At 63.0% G+C, this 26,228-nt stretch carries 26 protein-coding genes and 1 pseudogene; 15 read left to right on the forward strand and 12 right to left on the reverse strand.

Features of this window, described 5'->3' with window-relative positions; translation table 11 throughout:
• The first annotated feature begins 62 nt into the window (after nucleotides 1-62).
• Together gdhB and NP511_RS14065 are read left to right on the forward strand one after the other, a co-directional pair.
• Complete coding sequence (gdhB, locus tag NP511_RS14060) at nucleotides 63-1,370, forward strand: glutamate dehydrogenase GdhB (RefSeq protein WP_049966003.1); 1,308 nt, start codon at nucleotides 63-65, stop codon at nucleotides 1,368-1,370.
• Between the two features lie 99 nt (nucleotides 1,371-1,469).
• On the forward strand, nucleotides 1,470-2,129 hold the full coding sequence (locus NP511_RS14065) for a DUF502 domain-containing protein (RefSeq protein ID WP_006651183.1): 660 nt from the start codon (nucleotides 1,470-1,472) through the stop codon (nucleotides 2,127-2,129).
• A 4-nt stretch (nucleotides 2,130-2,133) separates the two neighbouring features.
• Here the strand turns inward: NP511_RS14065 and NP511_RS14070 are convergent, their stop codons facing one another.
• Complete coding sequence (locus tag NP511_RS14070) at nucleotides 2,134-3,108, reverse strand: NAD(P)-dependent oxidoreductase (RefSeq protein WP_049966004.1); 975 nt, start codon at nucleotides 3,106-3,108, stop codon at nucleotides 2,134-2,136.
• A gap of 98 nt (nucleotides 3,109-3,206) precedes the next feature.
• On the opposite strand from NP511_RS14070, the gene NP511_RS14075 reads away from it, so the two are divergent.
• Complete coding sequence (locus NP511_RS14075) at nucleotides 3,207-4,547, forward strand: amidohydrolase (protein ID WP_049966005.1); 1,341 nt, start codon at nucleotides 3,207-3,209, stop codon at nucleotides 4,545-4,547.
• Nucleotides 4,544-5,803 carry a threonine ammonia-lyase gene (ilvA, locus tag NP511_RS14080; protein WP_049966006.1) on the forward strand — a complete coding sequence of 420 codons (1,260 nt, stop codon included), beginning with the start codon at nucleotides 4,544-4,546 and terminating at the stop codon, nucleotides 5,801-5,803. The genes NP511_RS14075 and ilvA overlap by 4 nt, the downstream gene beginning before the upstream one ends.
• A gap of 54 nt (nucleotides 5,804-5,857) precedes the next feature.
• On the opposite strand, the gene NP511_RS14085 is transcribed toward ilvA, so the two are convergent.
• Nucleotides 5,858-6,817, reverse strand: a complete 960-nt coding sequence (locus NP511_RS14085; protein ID WP_049966007.1) for an alpha/beta hydrolase — start codon at nucleotides 6,815-6,817, stop codon at nucleotides 5,858-5,860.
• 153 nt (nucleotides 6,818-6,970) lie between these two features.
• Between NP511_RS14085 and pyrE the strand changes: the two genes are divergently transcribed.
• Nucleotides 6,971-7,495 (forward strand): orotate phosphoribosyltransferase, encoded by a 525-nt coding sequence (gene pyrE, locus NP511_RS14090; RefSeq protein ID WP_049966008.1) that lies wholly within the window; start codon nucleotides 6,971-6,973, stop codon nucleotides 7,493-7,495.
• A gap of 19 nt (nucleotides 7,496-7,514) precedes the next feature.
• Here the strand turns inward: pyrE and NP511_RS14095 are convergent, their stop codons facing one another.
• Together NP511_RS14095 and NP511_RS14100 are read right to left on the reverse strand one after the other, a co-directional pair.
• A complete protein-coding gene (locus NP511_RS14095; protein WP_049966009.1) occupies nucleotides 7,515-8,156 on the reverse strand; it encodes a ribulose-1-phosphate aldolase in 642 nt (213 codons plus the stop codon).
• Complete coding sequence (locus tag NP511_RS14100; protein ID WP_049966010.1) at nucleotides 8,153-8,863, reverse strand: ribulose-1,5-bisphosphate 5-phosphatase; 711 nt, start codon at nucleotides 8,861-8,863, stop codon at nucleotides 8,153-8,155. Before NP511_RS14100 ends, NP511_RS14095 begins: the two co-directional genes overlap by 4 nt.
• A 178-nt stretch (nucleotides 8,864-9,041) precedes the next feature.
• Between NP511_RS14100 and NP511_RS14105 the strand changes: the two genes are divergently transcribed.
• The 5 genes from NP511_RS14105 (at nucleotide 9,042) to glmS (ending at nucleotide 15,097) form a co-directional block, all read left to right on the forward strand.
• The gene (locus NP511_RS14105) at nucleotides 9,042-9,854 is read left to right on the forward strand and encodes a CBS domain-containing protein (RefSeq protein ID WP_049966011.1); all 813 of its coding nucleotides are present in this window, start codon (nucleotides 9,042-9,044) and stop codon (nucleotides 9,852-9,854) included.
• Between the two features lie 328 nt (nucleotides 9,855-10,182).
• Nucleotides 10,183-12,141, forward strand: a complete 1,959-nt coding sequence (gene thrS / locus NP511_RS14110) for a threonine--tRNA ligase (protein ID WP_049966012.1) — start codon at nucleotides 10,183-10,185, stop codon at nucleotides 12,139-12,141.
• 1,333 nt (nucleotides 12,142-13,474) lie between these two features.
• A complete protein-coding gene (locus NP511_RS14115) occupies nucleotides 13,475-13,720 on the forward strand; it encodes a hypothetical protein (protein ID WP_049966014.1) in 246 nt (81 codons plus the stop codon).
• Nucleotides 13,717-14,457, forward strand: coding sequence for a phosphoribosyltransferase family protein (locus NP511_RS14120; RefSeq protein WP_049966015.1), 741 nt, complete (start codon nucleotides 13,717-13,719; stop codon nucleotides 14,455-14,457). Before NP511_RS14115 ends, NP511_RS14120 begins: the two co-directional genes overlap by 4 nt.
• 193 nt (nucleotides 14,458-14,650) lie before the next feature.
• A complete protein-coding gene (gene glmS / locus NP511_RS14125) occupies nucleotides 14,651-15,097 on the forward strand; it encodes a methylaspartate mutase subunit S (protein ID WP_006180101.1) in 447 nt (148 codons plus the stop codon).
• 110 nt (nucleotides 15,098-15,207) lie between these two features.
• Here the strand turns inward: glmS and NP511_RS14130 are convergent, their stop codons facing one another.
• The 3 genes from NP511_RS14130 to NP511_RS14140 all read right to left on the reverse strand — a co-directional run bounded on the left by NP511_RS14130 (nucleotide 15,208) and on the right by NP511_RS14140 (nucleotide 18,024).
• Entirely contained in the window at nucleotides 15,208-15,642 is a 435-nt protein-coding gene (locus NP511_RS14130) for a universal stress protein (protein WP_049966017.1), read from the reverse strand.
• Nucleotides 15,643-15,850: 208 nt separating this feature from the next.
• Nucleotides 15,851-16,441 (reverse strand): 50S ribosomal protein L15e, encoded by a 591-nt coding sequence (locus NP511_RS14135; protein ID WP_006180099.1) that lies wholly within the window; start codon nucleotides 16,439-16,441, stop codon nucleotides 15,851-15,853.
• Nucleotides 16,442-16,998: 557 nt separating this feature from the next.
• On the reverse strand, nucleotides 16,999-18,024 hold the full coding sequence (locus NP511_RS14140) for a hypothetical protein (RefSeq protein WP_136396896.1): 1,026 nt from the start codon (nucleotides 18,022-18,024) through the stop codon (nucleotides 16,999-17,001).
• A 240-nt stretch (nucleotides 18,025-18,264) separates the two neighbouring features.
• On the opposite strand from NP511_RS14140, the gene NP511_RS14145 reads away from it, so the two are divergent.
• Both NP511_RS14145 and NP511_RS14150 read left to right on the forward strand, forming a co-directional pair.
• A complete protein-coding gene (locus NP511_RS14145) occupies nucleotides 18,265-18,627 on the forward strand; it encodes a hypothetical protein (protein WP_049966018.1) in 363 nt (120 codons plus the stop codon).
• Between the two features lie 76 nt (nucleotides 18,628-18,703).
• Nucleotides 18,704-18,908: pseudogene (locus NP511_RS14150) on the forward strand (hypothetical protein); the annotation flags it as partial.
• Nucleotides 18,909-19,416: 508 nt separating this feature from the next.
• Here the strand turns inward: NP511_RS14150 and NP511_RS14155 are convergent.
• On the reverse strand, nucleotides 19,417-20,325 hold the full coding sequence (locus NP511_RS14155) for a serine/threonine-protein kinase RIO2 (protein WP_049966019.1): 909 nt from the start codon (nucleotides 20,323-20,325) through the stop codon (nucleotides 19,417-19,419).
• Nucleotides 20,326-20,554: 229 nt separating this feature from the next.
• On the opposite strand from NP511_RS14155, the gene NP511_RS14160 reads away from it, so the two are divergent.
• From NP511_RS14160 to NP511_RS14170, 3 genes are all read left to right on the forward strand, one after another.
• Entirely contained in the window at nucleotides 20,555-21,391 is an 837-nt protein-coding gene (locus tag NP511_RS14160) for a lipoate--protein ligase family protein (RefSeq protein WP_049966021.1), read from the forward strand.
• Nucleotides 21,392-21,622: 231 nt separating this feature from the next.
• Nucleotides 21,623-22,495, forward strand: a complete 873-nt coding sequence (locus NP511_RS14165) for a deoxyribonuclease IV (RefSeq protein ID WP_049966891.1) — start codon at nucleotides 21,623-21,625, stop codon at nucleotides 22,493-22,495.
• 55 nt (nucleotides 22,496-22,550) lie between these two features.
• On the forward strand, nucleotides 22,551-23,354 hold the full coding sequence (locus NP511_RS14170) for a class I SAM-dependent methyltransferase (RefSeq protein ID WP_049966022.1): 804 nt from the start codon (nucleotides 22,551-22,553) through the stop codon (nucleotides 23,352-23,354).
• Between the two features lie 132 nt (nucleotides 23,355-23,486).
• Here the strand turns inward: NP511_RS14170 and NP511_RS14175 are convergent, their stop codons facing one another.
• The 4 genes from NP511_RS14175 to NP511_RS14190 are packed head-to-tail and all read right to left on the reverse strand — an operon-like array spanning nucleotide 23,487 to nucleotide 26,147.
• Nucleotides 23,487-23,948 (reverse strand): hypothetical protein, encoded by a 462-nt coding sequence (locus tag NP511_RS14175; RefSeq protein WP_049966023.1) that lies wholly within the window; start codon nucleotides 23,946-23,948, stop codon nucleotides 23,487-23,489.
• Nucleotides 23,945-24,904: a hypothetical protein gene (locus tag NP511_RS14180; protein WP_049966024.1), complete on the reverse strand. Its 960-nt coding sequence runs from the start codon at nucleotides 24,902-24,904 to the stop codon at nucleotides 23,945-23,947. The genes NP511_RS14175 and NP511_RS14180 overlap by 4 nt, the downstream gene beginning before the upstream one ends.
• 37 nt (nucleotides 24,905-24,941) lie before the next feature.
• Nucleotides 24,942-25,529 (reverse strand): DUF6114 domain-containing protein, encoded by a 588-nt coding sequence (locus NP511_RS14185; RefSeq protein ID WP_049966025.1) that lies wholly within the window; start codon nucleotides 25,527-25,529, stop codon nucleotides 24,942-24,944.
• A 6-nt stretch (nucleotides 25,530-25,535) separates the two neighbouring features.
• Nucleotides 25,536-26,147 carry a DUF6230 family protein gene (locus tag NP511_RS14190; protein ID WP_049966026.1) on the reverse strand — a complete coding sequence of 204 codons (612 nt, stop codon included), beginning with the start codon at nucleotides 26,145-26,147 and terminating at the stop codon, nucleotides 25,536-25,538.
• Nucleotides 26,148-26,228 lie beyond the last annotated feature (81 nt).

The raw sequence follows: 26,228 nt of genomic DNA on the forward strand, positions 1-26,228 counted from the left end.
GCGATCCACACCGACCATGGAACGCCAACCATACTACTGTCTTCGATACGACTAGCAGACTGATGACTACCTCATCACCCGCGACGGAAAACGAATCAACGGACGAACCCGCCTCGGCGCTTGTCACCGCGCGCCGCCAGCTCGAGCGGGCCGCGACCCACGTCGACGTCGACCCCGGCGTCGTCGAGCGACTGAAACACCCGACACGGGTCCAGCAGGTATCGGTCCCCTTAGAGCGCGATGACGGGACCGTCGAGGTCTTTACCGGCTACCGAGCCCAGCACGACGACGTCCGCGGCCCCTACAAGGGCGGCCTGCGCTACCACCCCGAGGTCAGCGCGGAGGAGTGTACCGGGCTCTCGATGTGGATGACCTGGAAGTGCGCGGTGATGGACCTGCCCTTCGGCGGCGGGAAAGGCGGAATCGCCGTCGATCCCAAGTCCTTGACCGACGACGAGACCGAGCGGCTCACCCGCCGGTTCGCCGAGGAACTGCGCGATGCCGTCGGGCCGACGAAGGACGTCCCCGCGCCCGACATGGGAACCGACGCCCAGACGATGGCCTGGTTCATGGACGCCTACTCGATGCAACAAGGCGAGACCATCCCCGGCGTCGTCACCGGGAAACCGCCGGTTATCGGCGGCTCCTACGGCCGCGAGGAAGCCCCCGGCCGCTCGACTGCCATCGCCGCTCGCGAGGCGATCCAGTACTACGACCGGGAGGCCTCCGAGACCACGGTCGCCGTGCAGGGCTTCGGCAGCGTCGGTGCCAACGCCGCCCGCCTGCTCCACGAGTGGGGCGCGTCGATCGTCGCCGTCTCCGACGTCAACAGCGCGGTCTACGACCCCGACGGGCTCGACGTCGCGGCGATCCCCTCCCACCACGAGGAACCCGAAGCGGTCACCAGCTTCGCGAACGACCTTGAGGGCGACGATAGCGTCCGTCGGCTCACGAACGAGGAACTGCTCGAACTCGACGTCGACGTCCTGATCCCGGCCGCGGTCGGCAACGTCATCACCGCCGACAACGCCGACGCGATCGCGGCCGACATCGTCGTCGAAGGTGCCAACGGCCCGACGACGTTCGCGGCCGACACCATCCTCGAGGAGCGGGACGTGCCGGTGATCCCTGACATCCTCGCGAACGCCGGCGGCGTCACCGTCTCCTACTTCGAGTGGCTCCAGGACATCAACCGCCGCCAGTGGTCCCTCGAGCGGGTCAACGAGGAACTCGAGGACCACATGCTCGAGGCCTGGACCGATGTCCGCGACGTAGTCGACGCCGAGGGGCTGACGTGGCGCGACGCCGCCTACGTGGTCGCGCTGTCCCGGATCGCCGAAGCGAAGGAGACGCGCGGCCTCTGGCCGTAGTCGGCCTCGGCCGCCAGCGGCAGCTCGAATCGGTTGCCGCCCGGCTGAGCGCGGTCGTGAAGGGAAGCGCTCATGTCCCGCCGGTCACATACTCCGACAATGGCGTGGAAGCGCGAGTTCGCGAGCGGACTGATCGTCATCGGTCCGATACTCGTCACGCTGTACGTTCTCTACCGCGTCTACGCGCTGGTGACCGGCATCGTGCCGATGGTCCCGATCGACGCCGTACTGAGCGGGGTGATCACGCACGCGCCGACCCGGTCGCTGGTCGTCGACGTCTCGCACGCGATCGTTCCGCTCGTGTTGTTCTCCCTCGTGACCGTCGCCGTCGGGTTTCTGACCCGGACCACGGTCGGTGACCTCTTCACGCGCGGCATCGACCACGTCGCGAACCGCGTTCCGGGGTTGCGCGTCATCTACAACGCATCGAAAGTCGCCGCCGAAACCACGTTCGGCGAGGAACAGGCGCTGCAGGAACCGGTCAGGGTCGAGAACTGGAACGGCGTCGAGGTGCCCGCGTTCAAGACCGGCCACACGACTCCCGACGGACGGCCCGTCCTCTTTATTCCGACCGCGCCGAACATCTCCTCCGGTTTCGTCGTCGAGGCCGATCCCGACCGCGTCACCGAGACCGACGAACGCGTCGACGAAACGCTTGCGCACGTCTTGAGCGGCGGGTTCGGCGAGTCGACTCGACCTGACGGGGCGGCCCCGACGGTCCCGTTCGAGACGACCGACGACCGCGCCGACGACGAGTGACCGGTCACTCGGACGATGCCGGCCGCAAGACGGCGTTTTCGATCTCGCCGCCCGCATCGAGCGCTGCGAGGTTGCCCGCGACGATATCGGCCAGCCGATCCCAGTGTTTGGGGGTGTGACCGCCGGTGTGAGGCGTGATGAGACAGTTCTCGAGGTCCCACAGCGGGTGATCGGCCGGCAGCGGTTCGGGGTCGGTGACGTCCAGGGCCGCCCCGCGGATCCCCTCGGACTGTAGCGCCGAAAGCAACGCGTCAGTGTCGACGATGCCACCGCGGGCCGCGTTGACGATCACGGCGTTCGGGGGGAGCGTCGCCAGTTCCGCCTCGCCGACGAGCCCGCGGGTCAGGTCGTTGAGCGGGCACGCAAGGACCACGTAGTCGCTCCGGGCGAAGGCCTCGTGGACGTCGTCCTCGTCGAACCCGAGTACCTCGTCGGTCGGTCCGCCCTTCTCCGGGGTGTAGCGGATCCCGATCGTCTCGACCTCGAACCCCTCGAGCCGTTGGACGACCGCCTGTCCGATCGAGCCCAGCCCGACGACCGTGACGGTGCTGTCCGTGAACTCCTGAGACTGGAAGTGTCGCCACTCGCCGTTTTCCTTGCGCCGCCACCCCTCGTGGAGCCGGCGGGCGAACACGAGCATGTTCCCGATCGTCTGCTCGGCGATCCCAGGGGCGTGGATACCGCCCGCGTTCGTCACGGTCACGCCGCGATCGGCCAGCGCGTCCATCGGCACGTGATCGGTGCCGGCGAAGGTACACGCGAACAGCTCGAGCCGATCGGCCCGCTCGAGGAGCGCCTCGTCGATCGAGATTCCGGTCACGACCCGGGCCTGCGGGATCAGTTCGCGCTCTTCTTTCGGCGTCCGCGCGAGCGCGACGGTGTGGTCCGGCAGTCGCTCGCGCAGTCGCTCGGCGTACGATTCCATCGACAGCCCTTCCGTTCCCTCGCGGAGAACGACAACGTCCGGCTCCGGACTCATTGTCCGACGATCGTCATCGACTCCCTTATCCTTTTTGTGTAGTCGTCGTAAACACTCATTGTGTATAATTAAGTCCCTGGGGCGCGTCAGCCTCTCGCATGACCGAGCCGATCCAGGACCGACTCGTGACGGTTCGTCGCAGCTTCCACCGCCACCCCGAGCCCGCGTGGCGCGAGTACCTCACGACGGCCCGCCTCGTCGAAGAGATCCGGGCCATCGGCGTCGACGAACTGGCCGTCGGCCCCGACGCCTACGACCCCGCCGACCGAATGGCCGTCCCCGACGCTGACCTCGAGCCGTGGGTCGAGCGCGCCCGCGAGCGCGGCGCGGACGAGGCGCTTTTAGAGCGGATGACCGGCGGCAATACGGGTGCCGTCGCGGTCCTCGAGCGCGGCGAGGGGCCGACGATCGGCCTACGCGTCGACATCGACGGGCTGTTCATCGAGGAATCGACCGACCCGGATCACGACCCCGTCGACGAGGGCTTTCGCTCGGAGATCGAGGGCACGATGCACGCCTGCGGCCACGACGTCCACATGACCTGGGGGCTGGCCGTCCTCGAGGCCATCGCCGAGAGCGACTTCGCGGGCCGACTGGTGGTTTTCTTCCAGCCCGCCGAGGAGACCGGCGGCGGGGGCTGTCCGATGGCCAAAAGCGAGTTCGCGGACGACTTGGACTACCTGCTCGCGGTCCACGTCGGCCTCGACCATCCCACGGGCGAGGTGATCGCCGGGATCGAGAAGCCGCTGGCGATGTGTCACGTCGACGTGACGATCGAGGGGACCTCCGCGCACGCGGGCAAGGCCCCGAACGAGGGGGCAAACGCCATGCACGCCATGGGGGCGGGGATCGTCAACGCCTACGGGATTCCCCGCCACAGCGACGGGATGACGCGGGTGAACGTCGGCAAGGCCGAGGCCGGTACCGCGAGCAACGTCATCGCCGAACGCGCCCACATGGAAGCCGAGGCCCGCGGCGAGACCACCGAGCTGATGGAGTACATGAAACGCCGCCTCGAGCGGACGATGCGGTCCGCGGCAAAGATGCACGGCTGCCGGGCCGACGTCGAGGTGGTCAGCGAGTCACCCCGGGCCGACAGCGATCCCGAACTGCAGGCGCTGGTGGGCGAGGTCGCCGGCGGCGTCGCGGGCATCGACCACGTGGTGCCGGCCGCCGACTTCGGCGCGAGCGAGGACGCGACTTTCCTGATGGAACGGGTTCAGGAAGACGGCGGGCTGGCGACGTACATGATCGTCGGCACCGACCATCCCACGAGCCACCACACGCCGACCTTCGACGTCGACGAACGGAGCCTCCAGCACGGCGTCGACGTCCTGGTCGGGACGATCCGGGAACTCGAGGCCCGGCATCCGGTCCCACAGGTCGACACGGGGGACGCGACGCCGGCCGACGACGCGAGCGCGGAGGCCGGTGAATGAACGGGGGCGACGCGGCGAGCGGTGCGGACGACCCCCCGGTCACGCTCGCGGATGTCGAAGCCGCCCGCGAGCGCATCGCCGACGTCGTCCATCGGACGCCGCTTGACACCTCCCGGACCTTCGCCGAGATGAGCGGGGCGGCGTCGGTCGGGCTCAAACTCGAGACCGTTCAGCGGACCGGCTCGTTCAAGATCCGCGGGGCGTACAACCGGATGGCACAGCTCTCGGCCGCGGAGCGCGAGGCGGGGGTAATCACTGCGAGCGCGGGCAATCACGCCCAGGGCGTGGCGCTGGCCGGCGATCTGCTCGGGATCGAGACGACGATCGTCGTCCCCGAGATCACCCCCGCGGCGAAGATCGAGGCCACCCGCGGCTACGGGGCCGCGGTCGTCGTCGAGGGCGACATCTACGAGCGCTCCTACGAGTACGCGCTCGAGCGGGCCGCCGAGACCGGCGAAACGTTCGTCCACCCCTTCGACGACGAAGCCGTCGTCGCCGGACAGGGGACGATCGGCCTCGAGTTGCGCGAGCAGTTCCCCGAGATCGATACCGTCCTCGTGTCGATCGGCGGGGGCGGGCTCATCGGCGGCATCGGCACGGTACTGAAAGCGATCGACCCCGAAACGCGGGTGATCGGTGTCCAGCCCGAGGGGGCCGCCCACGCCAAGCCCTCACTCGAGGCCGACGAGATCCGCCAACTCGACACGGTCGACACCGTCGCGGAGGGGATCGCCGACGCCCGCATGCTCGAGACGACCTTCGAGATCGCCCGCGAGGTCGTCGACGACGCCGTCAGCGTGAGCGACCGTGAGATCGCCGCCGCCGTGACCCTGCTCGCCGAACGGGCCAAGACCGTCGCCGAGGCCGCCGGGGCCACACCGCTTGCCGCCGCGCTCTCGGACGATCTCGACCTCGAGGGCGACCGCGTCGCAGTCGTCGTCTCGGGCGGCAACGTCGATCTCACTGACCACGCCGAACTGACTCGGACCGGCCTCCACGAACTCGGGCGCTACGCCGAGGCCAGACTCGCGCTCGCGGGCTGGCCGACGGCGGTCGGGACAGTGGTCGAGACGGTCGAATCCGAAGGGGCCGAACTCGACGTCCTCGAGCGCGCCCGCCGGACCGCCGTCGACGACCCCAACCGAACGCCCGTGACGATCGGTCTCGCGGGCAGCGGTCCCGCCCATCTCGCGGGCGTGTTCGAGGAACTGGCGGCGCTCGAGGGCGTCTCGGTCGTCGAGCGCTCGCTCGAGTGACGGCGCTCGGAGCCGACGCGAGTACCGGCGGCGAAAACGAGCGTTCGCGGCCGCTTACTCCAGTTCCGCCCGCATGTCCGCGACGGCCGCCTCGTAGGCCTCGTGGGCGCGATCGAGGTCGATGGGATCGGAGATCATGCTGAAGAACCCGTGGATCATGTCGTCGTAGTTGTGGTACTCGACGGGGACGCCCGCGTCCTCGAGTCGGTCGGCGTAGTTCGCACCGATGTCGCGAAGCGGGTCGAAGCCGGCAGTGAGGACCGTCGCGGGCGGCAGCCCCGAGAGGTCGGCCGCGAACAGGGGGAAGGCGTAGATATTCCCCATCTCGATCTCGGTCTCGAAGTAGTGGTCCCGGAACCACTCCATGTCCGCTTCGGTGAGGAAATAGCCCTCTTTGTTCTCCTCGTAGGCTTCGGTTGCGGGCGCGTCGCCGACGCTGGGGTAGATCAGCAGCTGATAGGCGATGTCGGGGCCGCCCTGATCCCGGACGAGCAGCGACAGTCCCGCCGCGAGGCCGCCGCCGGCGCTGTCGCCGCCCACGATGATCCTGTCCGGATCAGCGCGGAGTTCGTCAGCTTCCTCGGCGACCCACTCGAGGGCGGCGTAACAATCTTCGAGGCCCTCGGGGAACGGGTGGTCCGGCGCGAGCCCGTAGTCGACGCTGACGACGGGGTACCCGGTGTCGTTGGCCAGTTTCCTGCAGACGCCGTCGTGGGTATCGACGCTTCCGACGACCCACCCACCCCCGTGGAAGTACAGGATCAGCGGCCGGTCCTCGCCCTGGGTGCCGGGGTCGTAGCTCCGGACGACGAGGTCGCCGTGTGGCCCGTCGATCGTGTGATCTTCGACGGACGCGAGTTCGATGTCGGGCTCGTCAGTGACGCGCATCTCCTCGAACATCTGGCGGGCCTCCACTGGCGAAATCTCGCTGAACTCGGGGGTGTCGAGCGACTCGTAGAGTTCGAGAAACGCCTGTACGTCCGGATGCGGCTCGTCGGATCTGGATGGTGTCATCGTGGGGCACACTTCTCTCGGAGGACAAAAACCTACCTGCAGCGGCAGCCGGGAACCCGCTGCTTCCCGGTGACCGCGGCACGAACCCGACTCCATCGCGCCCGTCGGCCGCGTTCCACACCGCTTATTTCGGTCCGGCGCGCCCTCTCGAGCATGACGAATCAGGACCTCATCGACGCCCTCCGCGCGGCCGACGCCGTGCAGTTCGGCGAGTTCGAACTCTCCCACGGCGGCACCAGCGAGTACTACGTCGACAAGTACCTCTTCGAGACCGAGCCGGACTGTCTCGAGGCCATCAGCGAGGCCTTCGCCGAGCGGCTCGCACCCGACGACAAACTCGGCGGCGTCGCGCTCGGTGGGGTCCCGCTGGCGGCGGCGACCAGCGTCGCGGCCGGCGTCCCCTACGTCATCGCGCGCAAGCAGCGCAAAGAGTACGGGACGGCCAACCTCGTCGAGGGCCGCCTCGAGGACGGCGAGGAAGTCGTCGTCGTCGAGGACATCGTGACGACGGGGACGAGCCTCGTCGAAGCCGTCGAGGCGCTGCGGGAGGCGGGCGCGACCGTCGAGCGCGCGCTGGTCGTCGTCGACCGAGAGGAAGGCGGCCGCGAGAACGTCGAAGACGCCGGCATCGAGATGGAGGCGCTGGTGACCGCGAGCGACCTGCTCGACTCGCAGTGAATTCGTCAGGGATCGACGGCTACTGCCCGTAGGACGCGAACTTCTCGAGGACCGTCTCGAGTTGCGCGTCCGAGAGCGTCGTCGGCTCGAGGCCGGCCGCGCGGGTCTGGAGGTACAGGCGCGCGAGGCTCTCGACGTGATGCGTGTTTTCGAGCGCGGTCTCAATGTCCGACGCCGTGACGACGAGGCCGTGGTTTTCGACGAGCGTCGCGGTCGCCTCGGCCTCGGCCATCGCCCGGACGATGTTCGCTGCGAGTTCGTCGGTACCGTAGGGCGCGTACTCGGCGACCGGGACGCGCTTGCCGACCGCGACGATCATGTAGTGGACCGGCGGGAGCGGCTCGTGGGCGACGGCCAGGGTCGTCGCCCACGGCGAGTGGGTGTGGACGATCGCGCCGACGTCCTCGCGCCGGTAGATCGCGGCGTGCATCGGCACCTCGCTGCTCGGGGCCATCCGCCCGTCGCGGACCTCGCCGTCGGTCCCGACGACCGGGACGTCCTCGACGCCGAAACCATCGTAGGGGACGCCGGTCGGCGTGACCGCGAAGGCGTCGCCGCGCTCGCCGTCGCGAACGCTCAAATTACCCGTTCGCCCGGGCGTCAGTTCCGCGAGTTCCGGGGCAGACTCGACCACCGCCCGGCGTTCGGGCTCGAGGATCACAGCACCACCTCCGGCAGGGCCGCGACCGAATCGATCCGATGGTCCGGTTCCCGGTCGCCCTCGAGCGGCCCGTCGGGGTCGTCACCGTCGGCGCTGAACAGCACCGTCTCGAGGCCGACCGCGTTGGCCCCGACGATATCGGCTTCGACGTTGTCGCCCACCATCACCGCCTCGGACGGGCGACGATCGAGGCGCGACAGCGCCAGGGTGAACATGACCGAGCCGGGTTTCTCGCGGCCCGTCTCCTCGGAGGTCACCAGCAGGTCGAGATCGTCACCGAGCCCCACCGCCTCGAGTTTCTCGAGTTGGGTTCGCGCCGTGAAGTTCGTGACGATCCCGACGTCGATCCCCCGGTCCCGAAGCGACTCGAGGGTCGCCTCGACACCCGGAACGAGTTCCATCGCGTCGATGTACGCCGTCCAGTATGCCTCGCCGAGCGCGAGCGCCTCGGTCGGCTTCGGTCGGCCGGTGTGGCGCTCGAGCGCGCCTTTGAAGTAGAGGTACCGATCGTGAGATGCCGCCGTGCCGGGCACTTCGCGCTTTATCGCCCGCCGGCCCGTCTGATAGAACGCCTCGAACCCCTCGCGATCGAAGTCGTAGCCCAGTTCCCGCGCGGCCTCTCGAGCGGCGTTTTTCCCTGCTCGATTACACGGCGCGTAGGGATAGAACGTGTTGTCGAAGTCGAAAAGGACGGCCTTGGCGCGCATATCCCATCGTCAATGGGAAGGGAAAAACGAGTACCGGTACCTGATACTCTTTCGAAGCGACTCGGCGGAATTACTGTGCCACCACGGTGTGTCGATACTGAAACCGTACCATCGCTCTCGACAGAAACACTACTATTTATATTATCTAAATTTAGATTATATAACAATACATCGGACGATGGCTGAGATCGTAGTAGTCCTCTTTCTGATTATTGTATTCATTCCCGCATTTCTGGTCTTTGCAGTCTATCTTTGCTACCTCGGCGCGCGTGATCTGCAAACGTTTTGGACGATCGTTACCACTACTCCACAATCCATCGACGAAATTACCGCCCAAAGAGGACCGATCGAAGTGGAAGGAAAGGCAGTACCGTCAGATGAACACGGAACCGTTACCGGACCGTTCACCGAAACGGACTGTCTCGTATACACATACAGCGCGCAGGGGAGGCCGGGTTCGGGTCCGGACGACGCGCGGCGGTCGGACGACGGGAAATTCGACATACTCGACGAGGGGACGGAGTACACGAAATTCTACGTCGAAGACGAAACGGGACGGGTACTCGTCGATCCGGCCGGTGCGACGTTCGAATTAACGCCGGAATCGTACTACAACGCGCCGCTGAGCGATACCCCGACGCCGGTCAAGGAGTACATGCAACGGCATCCGGAAACACGACCGCCGGACACGCTGATTCATCCCGTAATATCGCATTTCCTACGGAACCACAATCGATTCGTCGAACGCCGACTGGATATCGGCGACACGGTCTACATTACAGGCTACAAGCGGACCGATACCGGGTGGGGGACTGATGAGATAATCGTCGATACCGGACCGAACGAATCCGAATTCGTCATCTACGACAGATCAAAACGATGGACCGCGTTCGAGTACGGCATATACGGGCTTGGAAAAGTGATCGCGAGCCTCATTTTGGCCATAATGATGTTGATTCTTCTCCACGAAAACCTCCAGTATCTCCTCTGAGACGGTGACGTGCTACCGTCCTCTTCGAATTGAAGTTCGGTTTCGTTACTCACCACACGACCTGCTCGGTCCCCGTCGTACCGCCACGCGTTGGATTCGAACGCCCCCATCGCATACCATCACAACGCTTTTACCCCACTCGAGACTACGCGTAGCCACGATGGTAGGTGTCCGTTTTACACGCCGGGCTCATGCCCGCTTCTAACTCACACCTACCGTTTGTTGTGTCGGCCGTGATCGACCGACAGACGGTGGGATCGGCTCGCCCGTCGACGGACACGCCACCGGCGTTTTCCACGCAGTTACAACACCCACACCAGCTACACCCATGTCAGAATCAGATTCCCAGTCACAGGAACGGATAACGGTCGTACTGCCCGACGGCTCCGAACTCGAGGTCGACGACGACGCCACCGTCGAGGATTGTGCGTACGAGATCGGCCCCGGCCTCGGCAGCGACACCGTCGCCGGCAAGCTCGACGGCGACCTCGTCGCCAAGGAGGAACCGGCCTACGACGGTGCCGAACTCGAGATCATCACCGACGGTAGCGAGGAGTACCTCGAGGTCATGCGCCACTCGGCGGCCCACTGTCTCGCACAGGCGGTCGAGCGCCTCTACGACGAGGACGCGGTCAAACTCGCGATCGGCCCGCCGACGGACGAGGGCTTCTACTACGACTTCGACAACCTCGAGATCGACGAGGAGGACCTCGCCGACCTCGAGGCCGAGATCGAGTCGATCATCGACGAGGACTACGACATCGAGCGCGAGGTCGTCTCGATCGACGAGGCCGAAGAACGCCTCGCGGGCGAGCCCTACAAGCTCGAGTTGCTCTCTGAGTTCGCCGACGAGAACGACACCGTCACGTTCTACAAACAGGGCGAATGGGAGGACCTCTGTGCCGGCCCCCACGTCGACTCGACCGGCGAGATCGGCGTCGTCGAACTGCTCGAGATCGCCGGGGCCTACTGGCGCGGCGACGAGGACAACACGATGCAGACCCGCATCTACGGGACCGCCTTCGAGGACGAGAGCGACCTCGAGGACTTCCTCGAGCGCAAACGGGAGGCGGAAAAGCGGGACCACCGCCGCATCGGCAACGAGATGGATCTCTTTTCGATCCAGGACGTGACCGGCCCCGGACTGCCGCTGTATCACCCCGCCGGGAAGACCGTCCTCTCGGAACTCGAGGGGTTCGTCAAGGACTTAAACGAGGACGCGGGCTACGACTACGTCGAGACGCCTCACGTCTTCAAGACGGACCTCTGGCACCGGTCGGGCCACTACGAGAACTACCAGGACGACATGTTCATCTTCGACGTCGGCGACGACGAGTTCGGTCTGAAGCCGATGAACTGTCCCGGCCACGCCGCCATCTTCCAGGACCACTCCTGGAGCTACCGGGACCTGCCGATCCGCTACGCCGAGAACGGCAAGGTCTATCGAAAAGAGCAGCGCGGCGAACTCTCGGGACTCTCGCGGGTCTGGGCCTTCACGATCGACGACGGCCACCTCTTCATCCGGCCCGACCAGATCAGACAGGAGGTCGAGGAGATCATGGACATGATCACCGACGTCCTCGAGACGTTCGACCTCGACTACGAGATGGCGCTGGCTACGCGCCCCGAGAAGTCCGTCGGCAGCGACGAGATCTGGGACCGCGCCGAGGAGCAACTCGAGAACGTCCTCGAGAACCGCGCCCACGACTACGAGGTCGAGGAGGGTGATGGCGCGTTCTACGGCCCGAAGATCGACTTCGCGTTCGAGGACGCCATCGGCCGCTCGTGGGACGGCCCCACGGTCCAACTGGACTTCAACATGCCCGAGCGGTTCGACCTGAACTACGTCGGCGAGGACAACGAGGAACACCGCCCGGTCATGATCCACCGCGCGCTCTACGGCAGTTACGAGCGGTTCTTCATGATGCTCATCGAGCACTACGAGGGCCGATTCCCGCTGTGGCTCGCGCCCGAGCAGGTCCGGGTGCTGCCGATCTCCGACGACAACCTCGGCTACGCCCACCGCGTGGCAAACGAGTTCGATGACTTCCGCGTCGAAGTCGACGGCCGCGACAGTACGCTGGAACGGAAGATCCGCGCGGCCCACGACGACCGCGTCCCCTATCAGATCATCGTCGGCGACAACGAGGAGGAAGACGGCAACATCTCGGTGCGGGACCGCTTCGAGGACCAGGAGTACGACGTCGAGATCGACGAATTCCGGGAGCACCTCGAGGCCGAGCGCGACGAGCAGCGGACGGAGCCGGACTTCCTGCAGGACGAGTAGCGTCGCAGGCTGTACTGCAATGTTGACCTCGGTGTTCGTGAATTTATCCGCGTGCAGTTAGTCACAGCTGGGTACTTCTTCTCGATACGTCATCTCCCGCTCATCTCCATAGTAAAGGATGATTCCCCGGGGAATGCTCGGATGTGGTGGACATTCCGGTTCGGTAGGTACAGAAACGACACCGTTTGCACCGTCATCGGTTCGGTACTCGACAGTACGGATCTCATCGGGGATCGGGTCGGTGATAAATGAATACTCTTTGTCACTTCGCGTTTGTCTTCGTAGATGACGGTGCCGTTCTCCGCTCTGGCTGTAAATTCGAACGTCGTCGTCTCGTTCTCGTAATATGAATTGGTTAGCACAATCTGTGCTTTATTCTCATATTTATGTTCCTCGTCGTAGAGCAAGTCTTGACAGCCGGCAGTTGCAGTAATTACCGTAGTTGCTACAATCCCGACAAATCCACGCCGATAGTGCAATTTGTTTTCGTTCATAAATGGTTAGATGGCTCTCTATCCTGTCTCATAATAATATCATCGAGTGTAAGTGAACGTGCTGAATCAAGGAGTCAAATACAATTAATTATCAATCAGTATGGTCGATTAGAGTACCTCGTCGACCCGTATTTCGAACGTATCTCGGTCAGTGTCGTCTGCACCTCGAGTATGTTGGAAGCGCTGGTACGCTTCGAATCGCTCTGAGTTTGCCGAGATATCGAACGACGGCGGATATCCAACCGAGATATCTGGTTTCGTTCGACTCCCTTTCCAGACGTATGTAAACATCGCGGAGAGCCGAGTGTAATCGACGAACTCGGTCCTTTCTCGAGCATAATTCCCGTCGTCGCCGTTGGTGTCCATTCCGTTTCATCACCGGTAGGACCGTTATCGTAGGCCATGTGGTAGCCATCGACCTCGATACCGACTCCCTTGCCCGAGTAGGTGCCTCCGATGAATCCTGGCCGAGAGCGCAGTAAGTGTAACACCTGTCGATCGAAGTATCGCACGTCTACTTGGTCTTTTTCTCATCGCATTCATACAAATAGTTAGCAATTATATAATAGCATCTATCTTATATTATAACACAGAATGAAATATATGAAGGTGAAAAACCAATTATTGTAATTTTGATGACCGTTTGGTTGCTAATTTCCCATTCGTTCTAGCTATTTCTAATCATGATAATTTCTGGTTGAGTGCGATGAAACAGTAGAGGATATCTACAACCGAGGCCCACTGATTCGTGACGACGCCCACAGCAGACATCGCTCGACGACTGTGCCGACCGATCAAAAGAGCATCGGTACCCTGGCGACACGTGGATATGAACGGACATGCTCGAGACGTTCGATCTCGATCATGAGCTGGCGCTGGTGACCGCTCTTTCGACGTCGTTCCGCAGTTATGGTGCCTCGAGCGTGATGAAACCCATCGGCCGGTGGAGACTCAGAATGATCACGGGGCATGTGATTTCGAGTCGGCTTGCCGGCGGCCGCCGCGGACAACACATATCTGTGGTGATCGACGGCATGTCTTCGATCGTAATACCCATAGTTACGGAATCGTGCATATCTGTATGAACAGAGCCGAGAAAGCAGCCCTCCAGCTGCGAGCGGTCGACGTACTGCGGATGTTAAAGGAGACCCGGACCTACGACGAACTCGCCGAGACGACCGGGCTTCCGGCGGGCGATCTCAACCGCTACGTCAACGGGCACGTTCTCCCCGGAACCGATCGCGCGCGCGAGGTCGTCGAGGAACTCGGTCGGGAGGCGCTGGCGGCGGAACTCGACGCGCGAATCGCCGTCGACGACGAGGGGTACGTCGACAACAGCGCGACCGTCTTCGACCAGCCGTTCCTCGACCTGGCCGCGCCCGTCGTGGCCAACGGGTTCGACTTCGATCGACCGGACGTGGTTCTCACCGCCGCGACCGACGGGATCACGCTCGCGGCCGCGCTCGCGAGTTACTACGGGGTCCGCTGTGCCTACGCGAAAAAGAGCAAGGAAACCGCCGTCGAGGAGTTCATCGAGGCCCGCCAGCGCCTGCAGTCGGGGATCGAACTCACTTACTACCTGCCCGCCTCGGCCATCGATCCCGGCGAGTCGGTGCTGGTCGTCGACGATCTCATCCGTTCGGGCGAGACGCAGGAACTCCTGTTGGACATCGCTCACACCGCCGAAGCCGACGTCGCCGGCGTTTTCGCGCTCATCGCCGCCGGCGAGGACGGTATCGAACGCGCCCGCGGTCGGACCGATGCGCCGGTCGGTGCGCTCACGAGCGTCGCCCCGACGACGGGCCGGGTAACGAACGACTGACCGCCCGCCCTGCATTTCGTCCGTCCACGGAACGAACGCGCAGTGTTCCAGACCGGAAACGTGAAAGCGTTGTTTTCGACGCCACGTTCGTTAAAACGCCTCGAGAAACCGCCCGAGGGGAACCGTGTGAACGATTGGCACATTATTAATCATTAGGTTTATGGTGGTCCCTCCAGTTTGTGGTGGTACGCACATGACCGAGACAGTCATCCTCGGCGTGATCGGTTCCGACGCTCACGTCGTCGGGATCACCATCCTGGAACAGGCGCTGGAGGCAGCCGGATTCGACGTCGTCAATCTGGGGGTTCAGAGTTCCCAGGAGGAGTTCGTCGAAGCCGCGTCCGCCAACGATGCCGAGGCTGTACTCGTCTCGTCGCTCTACGGCCACGCCAAACAGGACTGTGAGGGCTTCCACCAGCGAATCGCCGAGTCCGACCTCGATGTCACGACCTACATCGGCGGCAACCTCGCCGTCGGACAGGACGACTTCGAGGAGACCCGCAAGTTCTTCCGCGAGATGGGGTTCGATCGGGTCTTCGACTCCGAGACCGACCCCGAGGAGGCCATCGACGCGCTGATGGCCGATCTGGATATGCGCTCGACCGAGAGCGAACAGGAAAGTCAGACCATCTCGGCGTAAGCCGACCGATCACGTCTTCTCCGCTGTCGCTATCGTACCCACTGAGCCGACGCTATCGTTCGGTAGTGGCCACTGTTCGTTCGATTCGTCTCGAGCGAGCGGCGGCCGGATCAGCGAACGATCGTCACCGGGACCGGCGACCGCCGAGCGACCGTCTCGGCAACGCTCCCGAGTAAAATGCGGCTCGCGCCGGTCCGACCGTGACTCCCGATCACGATGTGGTCCATGTCGTGTTCGGCCGCGTAATCCACGATCGTCCGCGAGACGCCGCCGACGACGTGGTCCGTCTCGATCTCGAGCCCGTGGTCTGCGGCCTGCTCTCGCGCCGTCTCGAGGATGTTCTCGGCCCGTTCCTCGTGATGGTCCTGTATCTCGTCGTAGTTGGCCATCGCGGTTCCCTCCACGCCGGTCACGGCGTAGAAGTCGCCCGGATCGAGGACGTGAAGTCCGGTGATCGTCGCATCGGGATACTCGCGACAAGCGAACTCGAGGGCTTCCGTCGATTGGTTCGAGTCGTCGACCGCCACGAGGACGTTGTCTGCCATGCGCGCTGGTACATCGGCCTACCGAATAAGTCCACCTCTGAATCCGACGGTACGGGAGTTGCCGCCAGCGTCCGTTCGGTCGCTTTCGGTGGGACTCGAAATCGTGCCCACCTCGTCCGCGCGGGCGGCCTCACGTGGACACGGCAGCGCGGCCGCTGTCGAAGTCGGTCGCAAAAGAAACGTGTTGGTTTGCCGTCGTGACTGCGCGTTACTTCGCGCGTCCCTGACCGCCGGTGTTGGAGGGACGGACCTTCTCCGCGCCCTTGCCACGGTTGTTGAGGCCACGGTTGGCCTTGCCGGCGTTGGTGAGGCCGCGGAACGCGCGGTTGGTGTGATCGTCGTCACAGATCCAACTGAGGTCGTCGTCGTTCTCGATTGCGGGGTGGTTCGGGTCCACGAGGATCGCTTCGAACCACTTCTGCGAGCCGTCTTCACCGACCCAGTAGCTGTTGAGAACGCGCAGGTTGGGGTACTTCCGGGAGACGCGTTCCTCGCCGATGCGCTGGATGTTCTTGCGCCGCCCGATGCGGTTGACACCCTGGCGCTTCGAGCGCCGACCGGCGGTGAACCGTTCCTTCCGGGCGGTCCCTTTCCGGACCGAGACCCGGACCACGACGATGCCCTGTTTGGCCTTGTAGCCGAGTTCGCGTGCCTTGTCCAGTCGCGTCGGGCGCTCGATGCGCTCGATGGCGCCCTGGTCGCGCCACTCCTGTTTGCGCTGCCACTGCAGCTCCCCGAGCTTGCCGTCGTCGGGGTCCTTCCATGCGTCCTTGATGTGGGAATAGAAGCTTTCTGCCATTGTATTCACCCGCGGGCGTTTGCTGGTTCAATCCCGACCGGGGCCGAGCCCCGCGGATCACATCCCGACCTGTGACGCGGCGTCGTGCAGGTGCCCGCTGATGCCCGCGAACCAGCGAGTCTACCCTCTCTTCCCGGCTCTCGAGTATAAGCGCTTCGAACTCCGGGAACGCGGCGTCGAAACGGTGAGTATCGCTCGCGGGAGCCTCGCATCGACGACCGATCGCGTGGTGTGTCCGTCGATGTGAACTCCATGGTGTTGCGAGGGTGAGAAATAATGCACAGGTTCAGTGGGGACTACTCTCCCGTCTGAGGGTTCTCTCGCAACTCTGCTTGCGAGTGAACTCTGGGTTTCTATCAGAATTCGAAAAACAATTCAGTTATCGCTGTCAACACAGATGATTTCTCGGAACTCGTCGCCGAGCGTGTCGTGGTTCTCGTTTCCGAAAAAATAGTGGAGGTTATACATTCCTCTGTGCGATGTGAATCGTAACATTCATTTTAGCGTGCCTCTGGTAACTGCAGTCGATACACGTAAGATCCTGATTGTCTCGGGATTTACCAGTTTAGGTAATCGTATTTATTCATTAGTTCTTCTGGTTCATGATTTGATATTGCTTGAATTGAGGCATCCCAATCATGAGCAACATAAATCGGAGATTCTTCCTCTTCAAGCACGCTTGCGACGCGTGGATTTTTTCTTTTTATAGCTTCTGCGTTTTCTGGGTTATACTGTTCAATACCATATTCGGATTCTACATCGGAGGATCCCATTTTGGATAGAGGATGGTCGTCATAAGGGGGTGCTTCTGAGATAACAGAGAACGAATTTTGAACCGGATATTCTGGATATGCAACAGCGAGATCGGTCACAGTGTGATCTATTTCTTCTCCAGAATCCACTTCAGCAGAGTATTTGTGATAATATCCAGTGTGGTGTTGATATCCTCCTCCTCTAGGTGCGTCAACATTGTACTTTCTATTCACATTATTTGTGTCCCCAAATTGTTCAAGCATGGACATTAAGAATTGAGTAGTCCCATACGCAACTCCTACGTGAGTGTTGAGGGCACCAATTGCTACTCCAATCCCTGATTCAACTGTTTTCAGGTTTTCGTAATCAGCAGGGGATTCACCACTACCAATCTTTACACCTGCCCAATTCTCATTATTTTTTGTACCTATATTATCTATAGATATATCGGATACTTTACACTCGTGCCACCACATCTCCTCAGCAGGGGAATCGTCGTCGACAAATCGGCAGTCCGTCGTCCCACTTACGCTGATATCAATAGCCCACTGACTAATGCTAGGACGCCATATTGGCTCATGGACAATTACGCTACTCGAGAGAGTGATCGTAAAATCACCCTCCCCATACACTTGTGGCCCTGTATACGAGTCAACATCATCAAGTTCTTTTCGCTCCCAAGGGTCAGGGCAACCGTTAGGACAGGCATCGTACTCAGAATCCATATCCGCGATTGCGGATATTGAAAGCGCCGTACTGGACGTAGACAGTCCTAAACCACTTATTCCGACTGTTCTCAAGAATTTTCTTCTGGATGACATTCCTTCCATAGCAGATGATTTATCTATAAGCATATAAATCTTATTTAATTTCTATACAAAATTATATGCTACAGTGGTTTTATACTGATGTTATAATTATATCTATTTGTGTACTAACGAAAATGGTTAAGTAAATCAAGTTCATATGGACTATAATAGCTTCCCAAATATGAAAAACCAATCCCACACTGGAGTAATATAGTAATGAGACGTCGTACATTTCTGGCTTCGGCTAGTACGTTTACGGTCATGGCTACAGCCGGTTGCGTGCTTAGTGAGAACTCATTGCCGACGTTCATTCTTCATAGTGTTCGGTCGTACCAGCCGGATGCAGAGACGATATTCGTTCTGTCTACAGTTGAACGACAAGGGGACGGCAACGGAGAAGTCACAATTGATGTCGAGCTATTGTTCGAAAACATGCACAACTGGGGCATGGAGCGGACATTCAAAGTTCGTGAGAAGGAGAACGATGAACAGACGCTGGCACATGCATTCACAGCCGATTCACCGACTTTCGACCAACCGTTTACCGCGAGAGCTAAAATCATACGGCTGGACGACGCGGACAGTGACTGGGTCGAGGAAACCGACTACTCACCGTTATCATAATGAACGAGACGCTATCTCATGCGTCAAAGGCTTGGTCGGTCCGCTCGAGAGAGGTGGAAATGAGTGAACGGGTTCGAAATTTCAGTACTTCGACTTCGCGTTCGCCCGCGTGCTGTACAACTGCTGGCGACTCGTGGATGTCCTCGTGCAATTGCAACTACACGGCGAGGGAGGCAACAAGCCAGCAGTCTCTTCGAACTCGTTCCTGATTTGCTAAGGAGAACTCCGTCCTCGGTCCGCTTGACTACGCTCTCGTTTCTTCTGAATTTGCTCGATCGTGAGCGGCGGGCCGGTCTGACCGGCGATTTTCTATCGGATCCGTGAACACCACTCGACAGGTTTCTCAGAAGCGCGTTTCGCGACTCGCTCGGCAACTTCTTGCAGTCGCTTAGATCCGAAACCTGTGCATCATAGACCCATCTTCACAACATCCCGAACACCAATTTGATATATCTTCATTTGGTTTATCAGATAGCACGTGTCCGAGAAGAACCGCTGACGGTACCGGTCGGATGGTTACGATGGACCGTCCGACGACTCCCACGACTGGGCCGAACGACGGTACCACCGCTGTTGTCCTCGAGGGACCGTTCCGGAAGCGGTCGGTGAAGCGCGCCTGCTCTCGCTTGGGGTTGCTCGCTGTTTTGGGGTTCTCCCGCGCCGGCTGGTGGCCACCCAGTCGGGTCGGGGACCGCTCGAGGCGATGACAACGAAAATAGATCGTTCGACGGGCTGATCGAACCGCCGTGAACCGCGTTCCGGACTGGTAGTCCTCCGGTATCGGTGCGGCTACGCGTCGACCTCGAGCGAGTCGAACGCGCCGGCCTCGATCTCGCGAGCGAGATCGTCGGCCTCGAGGTCGTCGGGGACGTGCTGGGGGTACTTCCGCCGGAAGTAGCCCACGATGTTGGTCAGATCGCGCCGGAGGAACTCGCCGGCGTTCTCGTGGTCGGTCGGGACCGCCTGGGGCCAGTCGAAGATCGTCACGCCGCCCTCGTCGACGAAGACGTTGTACTCGCTCATGTCCGCGTGGACGTAACCCGTCTCGTAGGCTTCGGCGATCTCGCTGACGAGCAACTCGAGGACGCCCAGCACCTGCTCGTCCTCGAGCCGTGTTCGCGAGAGTTCGACGCCGTCCATCTTCTCCATGACGATGGCGTGGCGGTTCTGCCCGATCGGCTGGGGGACCGCCACGTCGGGGTAGAGTTCCTCGAGGATGTCGTACTCGCGTTCGGCCGCCTTCCGGGCGGTGTACATCCACGAGACGTGATCGTTGTCGGAGGTATAGTCGCGTTCCTTGTGGACCTCCCGGAAGTTCGTATACCCCTCGCGGTGATACTTCAGGGCCAGCGGCTTGTAGGAGCGGACCTCGTAGACGTCGCTTTCCTTGCCGACGCCAAGCGGTGAGCCGAATTCCGAGATCGTATCCTGTTCGACCAGCGCCCGCAAGGCGAGGGTATCGTAGCCCTCGAACTGCAGTGTATACCCCTCGTACTGGATCGTCTTTCGCTCGACCAGCCCGCGCTTGAGACACCGCTCGAGGCGGTACTCGACCTCCTCGTCGGGTAGGTCGGCGAACTTCGGGAGCTTCTCCCGCTGGACCCACTCGGAGAAGCGCATCCCCTGCTCGACGCCCGAGAGGAGATAGAAGTCCTCGTCCTCGAGTTCCGGGAGCAACCCGGCGACGTTGCGCACCATACGCGCCGATAGCCGGCGTGTACGTAAAAACGGCGTGACGCGGCTCCGGTGTCGGCGACGCGACTCGGGCTGGTGATGCCGACTGGGACGGGATCGGCGCATGGGGTGGCTCGGAGCCACGGTGCCACCGCGGTTCGACCCGACGCTCGGCCGGGATAAATCGAATACCGATATACGAAAACCGAGGTACGTCGGAATCGATTTCCATCTCGTCCCCATTGCCTCACGTATGACCGACCGCACCGATCGGGACTGGCGGCTAATCCGGGACGAGCCCCGCGACGGGGCGACGCAGATGGCCCTCGAGGAGATCGCCGCGCGGACGGCCCTCGAGGACGGCGTTCGAACCGTCCGCACCTACTCGTGGGAGCCGAGTACGCTCTCGCTCGGGTATCGACAGGATGCCGACACCGTCGACTGGGCGTTTTGCGACCGTGAGGGGATCGACGTCACCCGCCGACAGACCGGCGGCGGCGGGATCTATCACGACCGTTACGCCGACATTTCCTATACGATCGTCGCGCCCGCCGACGAGGTCCCGGGTGATCTGATGGACTGCTACGAACTGTTCTGCGAGCCGATCCTCGAGGCGTTCGACCGACTGGGCGTCGACGCCGACTTCGCCGCGGCCGAGCAGGATGCGATCTACCAGCCCTCGTGCTATCTGCGGGACATCAACCCGGCCCACGACATCGTCGCGCCCGCCGGCGCGGGTGAAGACGCGAAGAAAATCAGCGGTAACGCCCAGTACCGCCAGCGAGACGTCGTCATTCAGCACGGCTCGATCAGCTACGCCCTCGAGCCCCAGGCCCACGTCGGCGTCTTCGACACCGACCTCGCGGAGTCGACGTTCACCGACCGGGTAACGAGCGTCCGCGACGAAGTCGGGGTCGATCGCGAGACGGCCGTCGACGCGATCGCGGGCGCGCTGGGTGACTGGTGTGACGCCGACGAATCGACCTGGCGCGAGGGCGAACTCGAGGCGGCCCGCGATCTCGCCGCCCGGAAGTTCGGGGCCGACGAATGGGTCCGTGATCGGGAGGTCCTCGAAGTGGGTGGGCAGTGACGGAAAGACGCCAAGCACGGCTCGAGCGGGCGGTTCGGTAGCGCGTGCCGTACCGCGATGGCCGACAGTAGATCGCAGGAGAACACCGCGCGACGGTTCGTTACCGGTGAACCGTCGCACAGCACGCGCCACGGCAGGTCCGGCGGCCGGTCGGAGCGACACCGTCAGTCGATCGAATCGGGGCGGTCCGTTATACCTATCACGGCCCGGTACTGACCGGCAGGCATGACGATGAAGGTCGGCGCACACGTCTCGATCTCCGGCTCGCGCGTCTCTTCCGACGACGAAACACCGCCGTACGACGATCTCCGCAACGCCGTCCACCGCCAACTCGCTTTCGGCGGCAACTGTGGCCAGATCTTTACCACCTCGCCACAAGTCTGGCAACAACCCGAAATCGGCGACGAGGCCGCTGACGGGTTCCGGGAAGAGACCGACGAGGAACTCGAGGGGCCGTGGGTGATCCACTCCTCGTATCTCGTCAACCTCTGTACGCCCAAAGACGACCTCCGCCGGAAGTCCAAAGAGAGCATGCAGGCGGAACTCGACGCCGCCGAGCGACTGGGAATTCCCTACGTCAACGTCCACCTCGGGGCACACACCGGCGCGGGCGTCGAGGGCGGCCTCGACAACGCGGCGAGCCTGATCGACGACCTCGAGGTACCCGAGGACGTGCAGATCCTCATCGAATCCGACGCGGGCAGCGGGACGAAACTCGGCGGCGAGTTCGACCATCTGGCGGGGATCATCGATCGCACCGAGACCGATATCGGGATCTGTATCGACACCGCCCACACGCTGGTCGCGGGCAACGACCTCACGACGTCCGAGGCGGTCGACGAGACCGTCGGCCGGTTCGACGACGTGGTCGGCCTCGAGTACCTCGAGTACATTCACCTCAACGACTCGAAACACGACGTGGGCACCCACAAGGACGAACACGCCCACATCGGCGAGGGCTACATCGGCGAGGACGGAATGAAAGCGATCGTCAACCACCCCGACCTGCGGGAGCTTCCCTTTGCCCTCGAGACGCCGACCGAGGACGGCCGCGGCTTCGCGTGGAACATCGAAAAGGTCCGGGAACTGCGCGACGACGCATAGGCCGGCGCTTCGCGAAACCGACCCGTTTTTACTCGAGACACCGCTATCGGGGCCCGTGCGCGAGTTCTCCGAATCCTACCTCAGCCGGACCCGCGAGGGGATGTGGGCCGACTCCCGCGAGGCCCTCGAGCCGCTGGCCCTCGACACCCGCGACCGGATCCTCGACGTGGGCTGTGGGACCGGCGAACTGAGCCGGGTCCTCGCGGCGGAGTCGTCGGGCGAGGTGATCGGCTGCGACGCCGACCCGGACCTGCTTTCGGCGGCCGACGCTCACATCCCGGTCGTCGCCGGCGACGCCTTCCAGCTGCCGTTTCCGGACGACACGTTCGACCTCGTTGTCTGTCAGGCGCTGCTGATCAACCTGCCCGATCCCGCGGCCGCAATCGCCGAGTTCGCTCGCGTCTCGACGGACCTCGTCGCGGCTGTGGAACCGAACAATGCCGCGGTCGAGATCGACTCGAGCGTCGACGCCGAGGGCGACCTTGAGCGGCGGGCACGCGGGGCCTACATCGATGGCGTGCCGACGGACGTCGCGCTCGGGGCCGACGCCCGCGAGGCGTTCGACGATGCAGGGCTCGCGGTCCTCGAGACGCGCCGGTACGATCACGTCCGGACGGTCGAACCACCGTACAGCGAGGGGGCACTGCGGGACGCTCGCCGGAAAGCGACCGGTGCGGGGCTGGCAGACGATCGGGAGACGATGCTCTCGGGGCCGTTGACCGAGGCGGAGTACGACGACCTCCGCGGCTCGTGGCGGGAGATGGGATGGACCGTCATCGAGCAGATGGAAGCGGAGGAGTATCGCCGGATGGAAGCGGTCCCATTTTTCGTTACCGTGGGCAGAGTCCCCCGATCGTAGCCACTGCCGGTCACGACGGACTGTTTCGCGCAAGGCGTTGCGAGTCCGAGTGAACCGTTTCGGTGGCGAGGATCGTCACCCGCGACGGACTGTGGCTGCGTTTGCGAGTCCGGACGTCCCGAGCGCCGTTTCTCACCACGGAGAGAGCGCCCGCAGTCCGCTGCCGACCAGTCCGCCGACGAGGCCGTCGATGGCAGTCAGCAGCGAGAAGGCGACGGCGAGTAGGACGACGCTCGGAAGCCCGAGCCCGGAGAGCCCCGGACTGACCGGCCCGACCGAGGTGAGGACGAACAGCGGCGGTTCGGTGTACAGCCCGGAGAGCGCGCCGAGAAACGCCATGAAGAAGCCTGCGAGGCCACCGACGAGCGCGCTCGCGACAACCGCGTACGCGAGGCCGGTCACGACCCGCCCGGCGGCGTACGCGGCGATAAATCCCGCGACGATACCGCCCCCGACCCGCGTTAAGACCGGTACCAGAAGCGAGGTAAAGGAAACGAACACCCCGACGGCGGCGGCTCCGAGGACGATCCGCGAGTCGATCGCTGCCAAGGACGGCGCGTACTCCTCGACGTCGTTCGTCTCGTGATCGCTCATGGTTCGCTTTCCCGCTCGTCACTGACTCCGTCGTCCGTCGATCGATTTCCAGTCCGCGCTGGCGTCTCCGTGTCGTTCTCGTCAGCCTCAGGGGAGGTCGGGGTTGCCGTCTGTTCATCGCCGTTCGGACGCTCGCTACCGGACTCGTTCGACGGCAAGTCGCCAGCCGAATCGCTCGTGGCCCCGTCGCTTTCGTTGGTCAGGCCGTCACTTTCGTTGTCCAGCCCATCGGTCTCGTTCCCTCGAGTTTCGGTTTCGTTGTCTCGGATATCACCGCCGTCGTGGCCGTCGTTTTCATTGTCTCTGCTATCGCTTTCGTTTCCTCCAGCGTTCTCGGTTCCTTCTCCAACGCTTTCATTTCCACCAACGCTCTCGTTTCCTCCCCCAACGCTTTCATTTCCTCCAACGCTCTCGTTGGCCGAACGGTCGGTCTCGTTGCTTCGGCTCTCGGTTTCGTCCTCTCGATCACCACCGTCGTTCTGCCCACCGATGTCGTGCGGTGGGTCGAACGGGGCGGGTGCGGGGACGTCGCGTTCCGGGCCGACCTCGACGGTGTACCCGGTAACGGAGAGGTTTCGCAACTCGACCGAGCGGGCGTCAACGACGACGTCGGTCTGTTGTGCCGTGAAACACTCATCGGCCGCCGCGAGATCGTTGAGCGCCTCGTTTTGCCGGTCCGTTCGTAACACGATCTCTCCCTCGGCGGATCGCGTCTCCTCGAGTTCGACGCGTCTGGTTTCGTCGAAGTGAATCGTGACGTTTCCGTCGTCGCCTCGAACAACGATCCGGTTGGTGTCCGACGAAAGTTGCTGGACGCAGACGGTCGCGCCCTCGACCGTACCGAGGTCGACGGTGATGGCTTGCTCGTCGGCCTGCCCGGCCACGTGGGACGGGCCGACCATGACACCACCGAGGGCGACCGCGACCACGACGACGAACGCACCGGCCCGGGTCATACGTCGTGGCGGTCCCTCGGTCGGGTTCGTCTCGTCGTCACTCGTCGGTACCCCACCGTTTGATTCGGTCGATGCCCGCACGGCAACTCAGGAGTAGCCGTCCGGCGAGGCGACCGAACCCCGCGTCGATCCGGGCCGCCGCCTTGTCGACGACGCTTGGCTCCGAGACGGCGTCGTCGACGACTTCGTCGCGTGGCTTCCAGGCGAGACAGAGGTTCCCGCCTAGAATCCCAAGCAGCATGCCAACCAGCAACCCGCCGAGGGATCCGAACAGCGAGAAGATCGACAGGACGGTCCCGACGACGCCGGCGACGTCGGCGTGTGCCGGCTTGACCAGCACGTAGATCCCCGTCAGAAAGACGAACACGCCGAAGAGGGCACCGATCGCGAGAAAGCCCGCCATCTGTCCGCCGATGAAGGCGAGATCCGGCAGGATCTGCATCGGTACCCAGGTGATCAGGACGCCGGCCAGACACAGCAAGAGCCCACCGAGGAACGGCCGTCCGGCCCGCCAGGTGTTGAACCGGCCCCATCTGGTCCCGCTCCACTGGCTGACCCTGCTCCACCGGCTCCTGGCCCGTGCGGGAAGCGTATCGGTCTCGTCCTGCTCGTTTTCGGGCGACATGGGTGATCACCCGTCGGGGTGGTACTCCACGTCGACGTCGAGACCGGGGAGTGAGATCTCGTTCGAGGCGAGATACACCGCTTCCATCTCGACGTCTTCCTGCACCATTCCGGGCTGTTCCCCGGAGATGTTCGTGAGGTAGCCGTCCTCGGGATCGGCGTTGCCACCGGCCGTCTGCTGGAACTGCTGTTCCGGGTTGTCGGTCGCCTGTGCGTTGACGACCTGTCCGTTGAATTTCGCCTCTTCTGCCTTCAGGTCGGTGAGTTTGATGTACTGCTCGTCCGCTTTGACCGTCCCGTCGGCGGCGAAGGAAATCTCCATCGAGCCGTCGATCATGGGTATCGACTTCTCACCGCTCAGCACCATGCCGTCGATCTCGACGCCGCGCTGTTCGACGACGGCGACCGGCGTCGTCCCTTCGGTGTTCTCCCCGATGCTGGGATAGAGGAGGAAGTCGTCCGATCTGATCTCGTCGGCCGTGACGGTAAAGCCGCTGCCGCTGGCGGTGGCCATCGCCGTCGCGTAGGCCGTCCCCGACGAGAGGACGACGAGACCGACCAAGGCGACGACCAGGAACGACGCACAGGTCCCGGTCGCGAGTCGCTTTCGGCGGTACATACTAGGCCCACCCCCGGACGATCGGTTCGGCGGCTTTCGTTCTATTCGCTGCGCTCACACCGTGTCCGCTCCGATATCGCG

It is taken from the genome of Natrinema thermotolerans, from assembly GCF_031165565.1.
GTDB classification, from domain to species: domain Archaea; phylum Halobacteriota; class Halobacteria; order Halobacteriales; family Natrialbaceae; genus Natrinema; species Natrinema thermotolerans.

Coding starts and splice junctions, on each gene's coding strand:
- NP511_RS14100 (WP_049966010.1), bottom strand. CDS start 8,863: ATGCGCGCCAAGGCCGTCCTTTTCGACTTCGACAACACGTTCTATCCC.
- NP511_RS14175 (WP_049966023.1), bottom strand. CDS start 23,948: ATGAGCGATCACGAGACGAACGACGTCGAGGAGTACGCGCCGTCCTTG.
- NP511_RS14130 (WP_049966017.1), bottom strand. CDS start 15,642: ATGGCAGACAACGTCCTCGTGGCGGTCGACGACTCGAACCAATCGACG.
- NP511_RS14190 (WP_049966026.1), bottom strand. CDS start 26,147: ATGTACCGCCGAAAGCGACTCGCGACCGGGACCTGTGCGTCGTTCCTG.
- pyrE (WP_049966008.1), top strand. CDS start 6,971: ATGACGAATCAGGACCTCATCGACGCCCTCCGCGCGGCCGACGCCGTG.
- NP511_RS14185 (WP_049966025.1), bottom strand. CDS start 25,529: ATGTCGCCCGAAAACGAGCAGGACGAGACCGATACGCTTCCCGCACGG.
- NP511_RS14105 (WP_049966011.1), top strand. CDS start 9,042: ATGGCTGAGATCGTAGTAGTCCTCTTTCTGATTATTGTATTCATTCCC.
- NP511_RS14115 (WP_049966014.1), top strand. CDS start 13,475: ATGCTCGAGACGTTCGATCTCGATCATGAGCTGGCGCTGGTGACCGCT.
- thrS (WP_049966012.1), top strand. CDS start 10,183: ATGTCAGAATCAGATTCCCAGTCACAGGAACGGATAACGGTCGTACTG.
- NP511_RS14065 (WP_006651183.1), top strand. CDS start 1,470: ATGGCGTGGAAGCGCGAGTTCGCGAGCGGACTGATCGTCATCGGTCCG.
- NP511_RS14070 (WP_049966004.1), bottom strand. CDS start 3,108: ATGAGTCCGGAGCCGGACGTTGTCGTTCTCCGCGAGGGAACGGAAGGG.
- NP511_RS14120 (WP_049966015.1), top strand. CDS start 13,717: ATGAACAGAGCCGAGAAAGCAGCCCTCCAGCTGCGAGCGGTCGACGTA.
- NP511_RS14075 (WP_049966005.1), top strand. CDS start 3,207: ATGACCGAGCCGATCCAGGACCGACTCGTGACGGTTCGTCGCAGCTTC.
- glmS (WP_006180101.1), top strand. CDS start 14,651: ATGACCGAGACAGTCATCCTCGGCGTGATCGGTTCCGACGCTCACGTC.
- NP511_RS14155 (WP_049966019.1), bottom strand. CDS start 20,325: ATGGTGCGCAACGTCGCCGGGTTGCTCCCGGAACTCGAGGACGAGGAC.
- NP511_RS14145 (WP_049966018.1), top strand. CDS start 18,265: ATGGCTACAGCCGGTTGCGTGCTTAGTGAGAACTCATTGCCGACGTTC.
- ilvA (WP_049966006.1), top strand. CDS start 4,544: ATGAACGGGGGCGACGCGGCGAGCGGTGCGGACGACCCCCCGGTCACG.
- NP511_RS14085 (WP_049966007.1), bottom strand. CDS start 6,817: ATGACACCATCCAGATCCGACGAGCCGCATCCGGACGTACAGGCGTTT.
- NP511_RS14180 (WP_049966024.1), bottom strand. CDS start 24,904: ATGACCCGGGCCGGTGCGTTCGTCGTCGTGGTCGCGGTCGCCCTCGGT.
- NP511_RS14160 (WP_049966021.1), top strand. CDS start 20,555: ATGACCGACCGCACCGATCGGGACTGGCGGCTAATCCGGGACGAGCCC.
- gdhB (WP_049966003.1), top strand. CDS start 63: ATGACTACCTCATCACCCGCGACGGAAAACGAATCAACGGACGAACCC.
- NP511_RS14135 (WP_006180099.1), bottom strand. CDS start 16,441: ATGGCAGAAAGCTTCTATTCCCACATCAAGGACGCATGGAAGGACCCC.
- NP511_RS14165 (WP_049966891.1), top strand. CDS start 21,623: ATGAAGGTCGGCGCACACGTCTCGATCTCCGGCTCGCGCGTCTCTTCC.
- NP511_RS14140 (WP_136396896.1), bottom strand. CDS start 18,024: ATGGAAGGAATGTCATCCAGAAGAAAATTCTTGAGAACAGTCGGAATA.